6 protein-coding genes, 2 tRNA genes, 3 rRNA genes, 1 pseudogene and 1 other annotated feature (1 of these 13 only partly in view) are annotated in these 12,885 nt (G+C 54.3%); of the genes and pseudogenes, 3 read left to right on the top strand and 9 right to left on the bottom strand.

The annotated features are described in order from the left end of the window. Positions 1-4: 4 nt before the first annotated feature. From dkgB to rluD, 9 genes and pseudogenes are all read right to left on the bottom strand, one after another. Positions 5-808 (bottom strand): 2,5-didehydrogluconate reductase DkgB, encoded by an 804-nt coding sequence (gene dkgB / locus SERRSCBI_RS04060; RefSeq protein WP_033650993.1) that lies wholly within the window; start codon positions 806-808, stop codon positions 5-7. Between the two features lie 218 nt (positions 809-1,026). Further along, positions 1,027-1,103 (bottom strand) — tRNA-Asp (locus tag SERRSCBI_RS04055). 94 nt (positions 1,104-1,197) lie between these two features. Next, positions 1,198-1,313 (bottom strand): 5S ribosomal RNA (gene rrf / locus SERRSCBI_RS04050). Positions 1,314-1,413: 100 nt separating this feature from the next. Then, a 23S ribosomal RNA gene (locus SERRSCBI_RS04045) occupies positions 1,414-4,320 on the bottom strand. A 239-nt stretch (positions 4,321-4,559) separates the two neighbouring features. Beyond that, positions 4,560-4,635: transfer RNA gene (locus tag SERRSCBI_RS04040), tRNA-Glu, on the bottom strand. Between the two features lie 88 nt (positions 4,636-4,723). Further along, positions 4,724-6,264 (bottom strand): 16S ribosomal RNA (locus tag SERRSCBI_RS04035). The 16S, 23S and 5S rRNA genes sit together here with 2 tRNA genes alongside, the layout of an rRNA operon. 510 nt (positions 6,265-6,774) lie before the next feature. Continuing rightward, positions 6,775-9,348: an ATP-dependent chaperone ClpB gene (gene clpB, locus SERRSCBI_RS04030; protein ID WP_042783717.1), complete on the bottom strand. Its 2,574-nt coding sequence runs from the start codon at positions 9,346-9,348 to the stop codon at positions 6,775-6,777. Positions 9,349-9,478: 130 nt separating this feature from the next. Then, a complete protein-coding gene (yfiH, locus tag SERRSCBI_RS04025) occupies positions 9,479-10,210 on the bottom strand; it encodes a purine nucleoside phosphorylase YfiH (protein WP_033641938.1) in 732 nt (243 codons plus the stop codon). After that, positions 10,210-11,188: pseudogene (rluD, locus tag SERRSCBI_RS04020) on the bottom strand (23S rRNA pseudouridine(1911/1915/1917) synthase RluD). The gene yfiH and the pseudogene rluD overlap by 1 nt, the downstream one beginning before the upstream one ends. 131 nt (positions 11,189-11,319) lie before the next feature. Here rluD and bamD point away from each other — a divergent pair. The 3 genes from bamD to SERRSCBI_RS24655 all read left to right on the top strand — a co-directional run bounded on the left by bamD (position 11,320) and on the right by SERRSCBI_RS24655 (position 12,876). Continuing rightward, positions 11,320-12,051: an outer membrane protein assembly factor BamD gene (bamD, locus tag SERRSCBI_RS04015; protein ID WP_004932456.1), complete on the top strand. Its 732-nt coding sequence runs from the start codon at positions 11,320-11,322 to the stop codon at positions 12,049-12,051. Between the two features lie 312 nt (positions 12,052-12,363). Next, on the top strand, positions 12,364-12,705 hold the full coding sequence (gene raiA / locus SERRSCBI_RS04010) for a ribosome-associated translation inhibitor RaiA (protein ID WP_004932457.1): 342 nt from the start codon (positions 12,364-12,366) through the stop codon (positions 12,703-12,705). A gap of 122 nt (positions 12,706-12,827) precedes the next feature. Continuing rightward, positions 12,828-12,885: a sequence feature (Phe leader region), on the top strand; it runs 69 nt beyond the window's last position. Further along, the gene (locus SERRSCBI_RS24655) at positions 12,829-12,876 is read left to right on the top strand and encodes a hypothetical protein (protein WP_101428074.1); all 48 of its coding nucleotides are present in this window, start codon (positions 12,829-12,831) and stop codon (positions 12,874-12,876) included. It overlaps the preceding feature by 48 nt.

Here is a 12,885-nt window from a genome sequence, read left to right as displayed (position 1 = left end):
ATGATTAATCCCAGTTTGGCGCCAGGCCTTCCGGACTAACCAGACGGCCGTTGCACTCCAGTGCGGCGATCTGCGCCATATCTTCGTCGGTCAGCGTCAGTTGCTGCGCCAATAGGTTGCTCGCCAGGTTTTCACGCTTGGTCGAGGAAGGGATCACCGCATAACCCAGCTTCAATGCCCAAGCCAGGACCACCTGTGCTGGGGTCGCATTGTGACGAGCAGCGATGCTTTTGATCGTTTCATCCTGCAGCGCTTTGCCGTAGGCCAACGTCATGTAAGAGGTGATGGCGATGCCGTGCTGCTGTGCAAATTCGACCACCTTGCGGTTCTGCAAGAACGGTGACAGCTCGATTTGGTTGGTGGCGATTTCATCGGCGCCAATCGCGTCAATCGCTTGCTGCATCAAATCGATAGTGAAGTTAGATACGCCAATTTGACGGGTCAGTCCCAGCTTTTTCGCTTCCAGCAGCTCAGCCATAAATTCGGCAACCGGCACTTCGTCGTGGGGTGACGGCCAGTGGATCAACGTCAGATCAACGTAGGACGTTTGCAGTTTTTTCAGGCTTTCTTGCAGGCTTGGGATCAGTGCGCCTTTCGCCAGGTTCGCGATCCAAATCTTGGTGGTGATGAACAGATCTTCACGTTTCACGCCGCTGGCAGCGATAGCCTGGCCAACAGCCGCTTCGTTTTCATAGATCTGTGCGGTATCGATAGTACGGTAGCCCAGCTCAAGTGCGGTGCTGACAGAATCGATAACAACCTGATCCTGAAGGCGGAAAGTACCTAAACCAAATGCAGGGATGCTCATAATGTTTTCTCTCATTAACGGGTAAATGTGGTATGAGGAAGATTATGGCAACTTTTTTATTGATCAAAAACGCCTGGTTCGGCATAAGACTTTTGATCTAAAGGCAACAATATCGGGAGATAAGGCTGTAAAGAAGGACAATTCCGGCCTTGAAAGCGCAAAATAAAATATAGATATGAAAAAGCCCTGAGTCAGAGACTCAGGGCTTATCAATTAAGTGGCGGAACGGACGGGGCTCGAACCCGCGACCCCCTGCGTGACAGGCAGGTATTCTAACCAACTGAACTACCGCTCCACCGATTCTTTTACGTTGTATCTTTCGATACCGGCAATATCGCGCTTTGCGACTTGCGCATTACCAGTCGTCACACTGATAACGTTTATTTGATGCCTGGCAGTGTCCTACTCTCGCATGGGGAGACCCCACACTACCATCGGCGCTACGGCGTTTCACTTCTGAGTTCGGCATGGGGTCAGGTGGGACCACCGCGCTATTGCCGCCAGGGCAAATTCTGTTTCATTCCAACCGCCTCACTTCCATGAAGCCATCAGAACCAATCTTGGAACGTCGCTGAAAATCTCTCTAAAAACACCTTCGGTGTTGTAAGGTTAAGCCTCACGGATCATTAGTACTGGTTAGCTCAATGCATCGCTGCACTTACACACCCAGCCTATCAACGTCTTAGTCTTAAACGTTCCTTCAGGGGCCTTAAAGGCCCAGGGAAGACTCATCTTGAGGCAAGTTTCGCGCTTAGATGCTTTCAGCGCTTATCTTTTCCGCACTTAGCTACCGGGCAATGCCATTGGCATGACAACCCGAACACCAGTGGTGCGTTCACTCCGGTCCTCTCGTACTAGGAGCAACCCCTCTCAATCTTCCAACGCCCACGGCAGATAGGGACCGAACTGTCTCACGACGTTCTAAACCCAGCTCGCGTACCACTTTAAATGGCGAACAGCCATACCCTTGGGACCTACTTCAGCCCCAGGATGTGATGAGCCGACATCGAGGTGCCAAACACCGCCGTCGATATGAACTCTTGGGCGGTATCAGCCTGTTATCCCCGGAGTACCTTTTATCCGTTGAGCGATGGCCCTTCCATTCAGAACCACCGGATCACTAAGACCTACTTTCGTACCTGCTCGAGCCGTCACTCTCGCAGTCAAGCTAGCTTATGCCTTTGCACTAACCTCACGATGTCCGACCGTGATTAGCTAACCTTCGTGCTCCTCCGTTACTCTTTGGGAGGAGACCGCCCCAGTCAAACTACCCACCAGACACTGTCCTCACCCCGGATTACGGGGCCGAGTTAGAACATCAAACATTAAAGGGTGGTATTTCAAGGATGGCTCCACGCAGACTGGCGTCCACGCTTCAAAGCCTCCCACCTATCCTACACATCAAGGCTCAATGTTCAGTGTCAAGCTATAGTAAAGGTTCACGGGGTCTTTCCGTCTTGCCGCGGGTACACTGCATCTTCACAGCGAGTTCAATTTCACTGAGTCTCGGGTGGAGACAGCCTGGCCATCATTACGCCATTCGTGCAGGTCGGAACTTACCCGACAAGGAATTTCGCTACCTTAGGACCGTTATAGTTACGGCCGCCGTTTACTGGGGCTTCGATCAAGAGCTTCGCCTTGCGGCTGACCCCATCAATTAACCTTCCAGCACCGGGCAGGCGTCACACCGTATACGTCCACTTTCGTGTTTGCACAGTGCTGTGTTTTTATTAAACAGTTGCAGCCAGCTGGTATCTTCGACTGGCTTCAGCTCCATCCGCAAGGGACTTCACCTACATGCCAGCGTGCCTTCTCCCGAAGTTACGGCACCATTTTGCCTAGTTCCTTCACCCGAGTTCTCTCAAGCGCCTTGGTATTCTCTACCTGACCACCTGTGTCGGTTTGGGGTACGATTTAATGTTACCTGGAGCTTAGAGGATTTTCCTGGAAGCAGGGCATCAACTACTTCTGCACCGTAGTGCATCGTCATCACGCCTCAGGGTTGATATGCAACCGGATTTACCAGGTCACACCCCCTACACGCTTAAACCGGGACAACCGTCGCCCGGCCAGCCTAGCCTTCTCCGTCCCCCCTTCGCAGTAACACCAAGTACAGGAATATTAACCTGTTTCCCATCGACTACGCTTTTCAGCCTCGCCTTAGGGGTCGACTCACCCTGCCCCGATTAACGTTGGACAGGAACCCTTGGTCTTCCGGCGAGCGGGCTTTTCACCCGCTTTATCGTTACTTATGTCAGCATTCGCACTTCTGATACCTCCAGCAACCCTCACAGGCCACCTTCAACGGCTTACAGAACGCTCCCCTACCCAACAACGCTAAGCGTCGCTGCCGCAGCTTCGGTGCATGGTTTAGCCCCGTTACATCTTCCGCGCAGGCCGACTCGACCAGTGAGCTATTACGCTTTCTTTAAATGATGGCTGCTTCTAAGCCAACATCCTGGCTGTCTATGCCTTCCCACATCGTTTCCCACTTAACCATGACTTTGGGACCTTAGCTGGCGGTCTGGGTTGTTTCCCTCTTCACGACGGACGTTAGCACCCGCCGTGTGTCTCCCGTGATAACATTCTTCGGTATTCGGAGTTTGCATCGGTTTGGTAAGCCGGGATGGCCCCCTAGCCGAAACAGTGCTCTACCCCCGAAGATGAGTTCACGAGGCGCTACCTAAATAGCTTTCGGGGAGAACCAGCTATCTCCCGGTTTGATTGGCCTTTCACCCCCAGCCACAAGTCATCCGCTAATTTTTCAACATTAGTCGGTTCGGTCCTCCAGTTAGTGTTACCCAACCTTCAACCTGCCCATGGCTAGATCACCGGGTTTCGGGTCTATACCTTGCAACTAATCGCCCAGTTAAGACTCGGTTTCCCTACGGCTCCCCTATACGGTTAACCTTGCTACAAAATATAAGTCGCTGACCCATTATACAAAAGGTACGCAGTCACACCACGAAGGTGCTCCCACTGCTTGTACGTACACGGTTTCAGGTTCTATTTCACTCCCCTCGCCGGGGTTCTTTTCGCCTTTCCCTCACGGTACTGGTTCACTATCGGTCAGTCAGGAGTATTTAGCCTTGGAGGATGGTCCCCCCATATTCAGACAGGATGTCACGTGTCCCGCCCTACTCATCGAACTCACGACCTGTGCATTTTAGTGTACGGGGCTATCACCCTTTGCTGCGCGACTTTCCAGACGCTTCCACTAACACACAAGCCGATTCAGGTTCTGGGCTCCTCCCCGTTCGCTCGCCGCTACTGGGGGAATCTCGGTTGATTTCTTTTCCTCGGGGTACTTAGATGTTTCAGTTCCCCCGGTTCGCCTCATGCCACTATGTATTCATGACATGATAGTGTGTCGAAACACACTGGGTTTCCCCATTCGGGTATCGCCGGTTATAACGGTTCATATCACCTTACCGACGCTTTTCGCAGATTAGCACGCCCTTCATCGCCTCTGACTGCCTAGGCATCCACCGTGTACGCTTAGTCACTTAACCTCACAACCCGAAGATGTTTCCATCGTTCGCGCTGCAAACATTTGAGAGACTCTATGACAGGTTACTCTTCATCCCAGTACATCTACGGAGGGATAAATTTCAGCCGTCATGTTTCAATTTTCAGCTTGTTCCAGATTGTTAAAGAGCAATATCTTAAACATGACTCGGAAGTCATCTTTAAGATATGGTGTATCGTCAGATACTTGAGACCGCCGCTTTCACCGGGTGGGTCGGAAGCTTGGCGTCCCCTAGGGGATTCGAACCCCTGTTACCGCCGTGAAAGGGCGGTGTCCTAGGCCTCTAGACGAAGGGGACACGACACCGTACTTTTATGACGCTTTTGCTCGTTACTTTTTCATCAGACAATCTGTGTGAGCACGCCACTCGAACTAATATCTTTAGGTAAGGAGGTGATCCAACCGCAGGTTCCCCTACGGTTACCTTGTTACGACTTCACCCCAGTCATGAATCACAAAGTGGTAAGCGCCCTCCCGAAGGTTAAGCTACCTACTTCTTTTGCAACCCACTCCCATGGTGTGACGGGCGGTGTGTACAAGGCCCGGGAACGTATTCACCGTAGCATTCTGATCTACGATTACTAGCGATTCCGACTTCATGGAGTCGAGTTGCAGACTCCAATCCGGACTACGACGTACTTTATGAGGTCCGCTTGCTCTCGCGAGGTCGCTTCTCTTTGTATACGCCATTGTAGCACGTGTGTAGCCCTACTCGTAAGGGCCATGATGACTTGACGTCATCCCCACCTTCCTCCAGTTTATCACTGGCAGTCTCCTTTGAGTTCCCGGCCGAACCGCTGGCAACAAAGGATAAGGGTTGCGCTCGTTGCGGGACTTAACCCAACATTTCACAACACGAGCTGACGACAGCCATGCAGCACCTGTCTCAGAGTTCCCGAAGGCACCAAAGCATCTCTGCTAAGTTCTCTGGATGTCAAGAGTAGGTAAGGTTCTTCGCGTTGCATCGAATTAAACCACATGCTCCACCGCTTGTGCGGGCCCCCGTCAATTCATTTGAGTTTTAACCTTGCGGCCGTACTCCCCAGGCGGTCGATTTAACGCGTTAGCTCCGGAAGCCACGCCTCAAGGGCACAACCTCCAAATCGACATCGTTTACAGCGTGGACTACCAGGGTATCTAATCCTGTTTGCTCCCCACGCTTTCGCACCTGAGCGTCAGTCTTCGTCCAGGGGGCCGCCTTCGCCACCGGTATTCCTCCAGATCTCTACGCATTTCACCGCTACACCTGGAATTCTACCCCCTCTACGAGACTCTAGCTTGCCAGTTTCAAATGCAGTTCCCAGGTTGAGCCCGGGGATTTCACATCTGACTTAACAAACCGCCTGCGTGCGCTTTACGCCCAGTAATTCCGATTAACGCTTGCACCCTCCGTATTACCGCGGCTGCTGGCACGGAGTTAGCCGGTGCTTCTTCTGCGAGTAACGTCAATTGATGAACGTATTAAGTTCACCACCTTCCTCCTCGCTGAAAGTGCTTTACAACCCGAAGGCCTTCTTCACACACGCGGCATGGCTGCATCAGGCTTGCGCCCATTGTGCAATATTCCCCACTGCTGCCTCCCGTAGGAGTCTGGACCGTGTCTCAGTTCCAGTGTGGCTGGTCATCCTCTCAGACCAGCTAGGGATCGTCGCCTAGGTGAGCCATTACCCCACCTACTAGCTAATCCCATCTGGGCACATCTGATGGCAAGAGGCCCGAAGGTCCCCCTCTTTGGTCTTGCGACGTTATGCGGTATTAGCTACCGTTTCCAGTAGTTATCCCCCTCCATCAGGCAGTTTCCCAGACATTACTCACCCGTCCGCCGCTCGTCACCCGGGGAGCAAGCTCCCCTGTGCTACCGCTCGACTTGCATGTGTTAAGCCTGCCGCCAGCGTTCAATCTGAGCCATGATCAAACTCTTCAATTAAAAGCTTGATGTGCTTCCACTCGAGAAGCGATGCTCAAAGATTTACTGCATGAATTTTACTTCAGTTAGTCACTCTTCAAGACTTGATATTTTTTGCATCCGAAGATGCTGGATATCGTCTTGTGGAGTGCCCACACAGATTGTCTGATAAATTGTTAAAGAGCAGTGCCGAGAAACTCATCGGCGCGGGCTGCGTATATTACGCTTTTCACCCGGAGAGTCAAGCGTTTATTTCGCTTTCTTCTCGCTGACCCGGCGGCTTGTCAGTCGTTGTTCCCGGTCAGTGGAGGCGCATTATAGGGAGTTCTCGGCAGGCCGCAACCCCTAAATGCAAAAAACTTTTCAAGCGTTCCCCTAATCACCAAAAACGACTTTTTAGGATATTTATTAGTCAAAAAATACCAGTTTTAGGGCAGTAATAGCGGCAACCCCTGTAAATAGGGACAAACGAAGATAAAGAAAAGGGAGCGGTCCCCCGCTCCCTTTCATCTTTATTATCCTTAATCGCCGTTATTGGCGGGCAACGATATGGTCGTTTTCCACATCCAACGTCACCAGCTTGCCAGGTAACAGCTTGCCGGACAGGATTTGTTGTGCCAGCGGGTTCTCGATTTCCTGCTGAATAGCGCGTTTCAACGGGCGCGCGCCATATACAGGGTCGTAGCCGGTTTTGCTTAACAGCGCCAGGGCCGGTTCGGTCATGGTCACTTCGTAACCGCGCTCTTCCAAACGCTTGTACAGACGCGACAACTGAATCTTGGCAATCGCGGCGATGTGTTTCTCGCCCAGCGGGTGGAACACCACCACTTCGTCGATACGGTTGATGAACTCCGGACGGAAGTGGTGACTCACCATCTCCATCACCGACTCTTTCATCTGCGCGTAGTTCATCTGACCGAAATGTTCCTGGATCAGATCGGAACCCAGGTTGGACGTCATGATCACCACGGTATTGCGAAAATCGACGGTGCGGCCTTGACCATCGGTCAGGCGGCCGTCATCCAACACCTGCAACAGAATATTGAACACGTCCGGGTGCGCTTTCTCGACTTCATCCAGCAGAATCACCGAATAAGGCCGGCGACGTACGGCTTCCGTCAGGTAGCCGCCCTCTTCATAACCGACATAGCCCGGAGGCGCGCCGACCAGACGCGAAACGGAGTGTTTCTCCATAAACTCGGACATATCGATACGCACCATGGCGTCGTCGCTGTCGAACAGGAACGAAGCCAGCGCCTTGCAAAGCTCGGTTTTCCCTACCCCGGTCGGACCGAGGAACAGGAACGAACCGATCGGTCGGTTAGGATCGGACAGCCCCGCACGGCTGCGGCGGATCGCATTGGAGACTGCGCTGACCGCTTCGTCCTGGCCAATCACTCGCGAATGCAGTTCTTGTTCCAGGCGCAGCAGCTTGTCGCGCTCGCCTTCCAGCATTCTTGCGACCGGGATCCCGGTCGCACGCGCCAGCACTTCGGCAATCTCCGCATCGGTCACCCGGTTGCGCAGCAGCTTCATGCTCTTGCCTTCGGCCTGCGTGGCGGCGGCGAGCTGTTTTTCCAGCTCAGGGATTTTGCCGTACTGCAGTTCCGACATCCGCCCCAGATCGCCGACGCGACGCGCCTGCTCCAGGGTGATTTTGGCCTGCTCGAGTTCTGCCTTGATGTTCTGGGTGCCGGAGAGCGACGCTTTTTCCGCTTTCCACTCTTCTTCCAGCTCCGAGTATTCGCGCTCTTTCTGCCCCAGCTCATCGCTCAGCATGTCCAGGCGTTTCTTGCTGGCGTCATCAGACTCTTTATTCAGCGCCTGCTGTTCCAGTTTCAATTGGATGATGCGGCGCTCAAGCCTGTCGAGCGACTCCGGCTTGGAGTCCATCTGCATGCGAATGCTGGACGCCGCTTCGTCGATAAGGTCAATAGCCTTGTCCGGCAATTGACGATCGGCGATATAGCGGTGCGAAAGCGTTGCCGCCGCCACAATGGCCGGGTCGGTTATCTGCACGTGGTGGTGCAGTTCGTAACGCTCTTTCAGGCCGCGCAGAATAGCAATGGTGTCTTCCACGCTCGGCTCAGCCACATACACTTTCTGGAAACGACGTTCAAGCGCCGCATCCTTCTCTATATATTGACGGTATTCATCCAGCGTAGTGGCACCGACGCAGTGCAGCTCGCCGCGCGCCAGCGCCGGCTTCAGCATGTTGCCTGCGTCCATCGCGCCATCCGCCTTACCGGCGCCGACCATGGTGTGCAGTTCGTCGATAAACAGGATAACGCTGCCTTCCTGCTTGGCCAGATCGTTGAGCACGCCTTTCAGACGCTCTTCAAACTCGCCGCGATATTTGGCGCCGGCGATCAAGGCGCCCATATCGAGGGACAATACGCGCTTGTGCTTCAGTCCTTCCGGCACTTCGCCGTTAATGATGCGCTGCGCCAGACCTTCGACGATGGCGGTTTTACCCACGCCAGGCTCGCCGATCAACACCGGGTTGTTTTTGGTACGGCGTTGCAGCACCTGAATGGTGCGACGGATCTCTTCGTCACGGCCGATCACCGGGTCAAGCTTGCCCTGCTCAGCACGTTCGGTCAGATCGATAGTGTATTTCTTCAATGCCTGCCGTTGGTCTTCGGCGCCTTGGTCTTCCACGCTGTCACCGCCTCTCATTTGTTCAATGGCTTTGCTGATTTTATCGGCCGTCGCGCCGGCCGCTTTCAACAAGTCGGTCAACGAGCCGCGGTCTTCCAGCACCGCAAGCACAAACAGCTCGGAAGAAATGAATTTGTCCGCACGCTTTTGCGCCAGCTTGTCGCACAGGTTCAAAACGCGCACCAACTCGTGGGACGGTTGAACGTCGCCACCGGTGCCTTCTACCTGCGGTAAACGGGACAGCGCCTGTTCGATCTCGGTGCGCACACGCCCGGCATCGATACCTGCGGAAGTTAATAGTGGACGAACCGTGCCCCCTTCCTGATTGAGCAGGGCGCTCATCAGATGTAGCGGTTCAATAAACTGGTTGTCGTGCCCAAGGGCTAGTGACTGGGCATCGGCGAGGGCAAGCTGGAATTTGTTGGTAAGACGATCCAGACGCATAACACCTCCAAGATGGGTCGAAATTGCTACTGGAGATTAAATGAGGTCATCCCTCAAATTTTCAAGGTTATCTCGACGCTAAATTTTCGGTACAACGCCATGCGTCGTTGGATCGTCCTAATTCAATAGGTTATATCAGCCAGATTAAACTTGCCAGACGTCCGGTTATTCCATCGCGTCGATAGGAGAAAAAATGGCTCATTTCGTTAACCGTACAGCGGTCGCCGCCATAAATGGCCTGAACGCCCGCACGCAACAAGCGTTGGCGAGCCAGCAAGTAGATATTAGCCAAAAATTTATCGCCGTGCGGGGTAAATGCCGCTGCGGCCTCAGCGTCTTCCGCCATGAAAGCGGCGCGCACCTCCGGCCCGACCTCGAACTGCTGCGGGCCGATCGCCGGCCCCAGCCAGGCGCTGATTTGGCCCGGTGCGGCGCTGAACGCCGCCACGGTTTGCTCCAGCACGCCGTGGCATAGCCCACGCCAACCGGCGTGAGCGGCGGCCACTTCGTCGCCTTGCTGCGAGCAGAACAGCACCGGCAGACAATCCGCCGTCATCACTGCGCACACCTGACCCGGCACGTTACTGTACACCGCATCCGCCCGCAGATCGGCGGGCGCTTGTCCCGTCAACGTCACCACGCGGGTGCCGTGCACCTGCTCGAGCCATACCGGCATCTGCGGCAAGCCGGCGGCGGTAACCAACCGTTCCCGATTGCGCTTCACCGCTTGCGCCTCGTCACCCACGTGAGCGCCGAGGTTCAGCGAGTCATAAGGTGGCAGGCTGACGCCACCATCGCGCGTGGTGCTGCAAGCTTTAACGCCGGGAGGCAACGGCCAGTCGGGCAGAATGAGCGAGCGCATTACCAGTCCATCTGATCTTTGAATTCTTCGGTGTCCGCCTTCAGCGCGTTGATCAGATCAACCATGTCCTGCGGCAGCGGCGCATGCCACTCCATCTGGATGCCGCTGATCGGGTGATACAAACGCAGCATGGTAGCGTGCAGCGCCTGGCGGTCAAAGCCGCGCAGCGTGTTGATGAAGGCCTCCGAAGCGCCTTTCGGCGGACGCGGACGGCCGCCGTACAGCGGATCGCCCACCAGCGGATGGCTAATGTAAGCCATGTGCACGCGGATCTGGTGAGTACGGCCGGTTTCCAGGCGCAGGCGCAGACGAGTGTGCGTGCGGAAGTGCTCCATAATGCGATAGTGCGTCACCGCCGGCTTACCCATCGGGTGCACCGCCATGTGGGTACGCTTGGTGGAATGGCGCGCGATAGGCTCTTCTACCGTACCGCCGGCGGTCATGGTACCGATCGCCACCGCTTCGTATTCACGGGTGATTTCACGCGCCTGCAGCGCTTCCACCAGCCGGGTTTGCGCCGGCACGGTTTTCGCCACCACCATCAGGCCGGTGGTGTCTTTATCCAGACGGTGCACGATGCCGGCACGCGGCACGTCGGCGATTTCCGGGTAGTGATGCAGCAGCGCATTGAGCACCGTGCCGTCCGGGTTACCGGCGCCAGGGTGCACCACCAAATCGCGTGGCTTGTTGATCACCAGGATGTCGCTGTCTTCATAGACGATATCCAGCGCGATATCCTGTGGCTCCCAACGCGCCTCTTCTTCAATCTGTGCATCGATGGCGACTGTCTCTCCGCCCAGCACCTTCTCTTTCGGTTTATTTGACGTTTTGCCATTGACCTTCACCCGATCGCCCAGGATCCACTCTTTTTATGCGAGATCGTGAATAATCAGGGAACAATTCGGCCAAAGCCTGATCTAAACGTTGTCCGAGTTGAGATTCGGCCACCGTTGCGGTGAGTTGTACTTGTTGTGCCATATGCAGCTTCTTCGTTAACGTTGGGTTTTCACGGCGATGCCGTTTAATATAATGTGCTATTGTACCTGGTCTTTGTCGGGAGCTTAACGGACAGTCTCCCGGAATAACACCCTGAGGATAATCAAAACGTCATGACGCGTATGAAATATCTGGTGGCGGCAGCCACGTTGAGCCTGGCGCTGGCAGGTTGCTCCACATCCAAGGATGCGGTTCCCGACAACCCACCTTCGGAAATCTATGCTACCGCGCAGCAAAAACTGCAGGACGGTAACTTCAAGGGCGCGATTACGCAACTCGAAGCGTTAGATAACCGCTATCCTTTCGGGCCGTATTCCCAGCAGGTCCAGCTGGATTTGATTTACGCCTACTATAAGGCCGCCGACTTGCCGATGGCTCAGGCATCCATCGATCGCTTCATGCGTCTGAACCCGACGCACCCGAACATCGATTACGTGATGTACATGCGCGGCCTGACCGACATGGCGCTTGATGACAGCGCGCTGCAGGGCTTCTTCGGGGTTGACCGTTCGGACCGCGATCCTCAGCACGCTCGCGCTGCGTTCCGCGACTTCAGCCAGTTGATTCAGCAATACCCGAACAGCCAATACGCGACCGACGCCAACAAGCGTTTGGTGTATCTGAAAGATCGTTTGGCCAAGTATGAGCTTTCGGTGGCGGAATACTACACTAAACGTGGTGCTTACGTCGCGGTCGTTAATCGCGCCGAGCAGATGTTGCGTGAATTCCCGGATACCAAAGCGACGCATGACGTGTTGCCGCTGATGGAAAATGCCTACAAGCAGCTGCAGCTGAACGGCCAGGCTGACAAAGTGGCCAAAGTGATCGCCGCCAACCCGCAATAAGCGCGCGTCGGCACCGGCAGAAAAACCAAACGGCAGCCAAGGCTGCCGTTTTCATTGGCGTCGACCTGGTTTTTACTGGAAAAATACACAAGTAAAAACACGGTGTTAGCTAGCGCTCCTCACCGGTCAACTCATCAATAATGCGCCATCCGGCGGCAACTCTCAAGCATTAGATAGCCAATTCAGATGCTGAATCACAGATTGAACTAACTTTGCAAAAAGTGACAAAAAATCGTGATTTACATCACGCATTTAAACAAAAAGCGGGGTATGCTGGATTCACCAAGACGGAAAGACAGAGAGGTAAGTTATATGACATTGAACATTACCAGCAAACAAATGGATATCACTCCCGCAATCCGCAATCACGTCGAAGACCGTCTCACCAAACTGGAAAAATGGCAGACCCAGCTGATTAACCCGCATATCGTCTTATCCAAAGAGCCGCAAGGGTTTGTCGCCGACGCTACCATTACTACGCCTAACGGCCCGCTGGTCGCCAGCGCCAAACATGATGACATGTATACCGCCGTTAATGAGCTGATCGCCAAACTGGAGCGCCAGTTGAACAAAGTGCAGCACAAAGGCGAAGCGCGCCGCTGCAATGCCAGCGTGAAAGACATTGTGCCGGAAGTCACGCAAGAGCAGGAATAACCGTCCGACAGCGATTGCCGCATCAAACGCGCCCAGGGGCGCGTTTTTTGTCGGGTATTTTTGTTGACGAGGTAAAAGCCAGCGGTTACTTTAAAACCTGTTCGCATTAACCTTAGGTAGACCATGCCACGCACACCGTTTTTCTTCGCATTCTTTTTTACCTTCCCCTGACTGGGAGGC

The sequence above is a fragment of the Serratia sp. SCBI genome, assembly GCF_000747565.1.
GTDB classification, from domain to species: domain Bacteria; phylum Pseudomonadota; class Gammaproteobacteria; order Enterobacterales; family Enterobacteriaceae; genus Serratia; species Serratia ureilytica.
The sequence above is the reverse complement of the archived record's forward strand: the minus strand, read 5'-3'. Positions and strand labels throughout refer to the sequence as shown.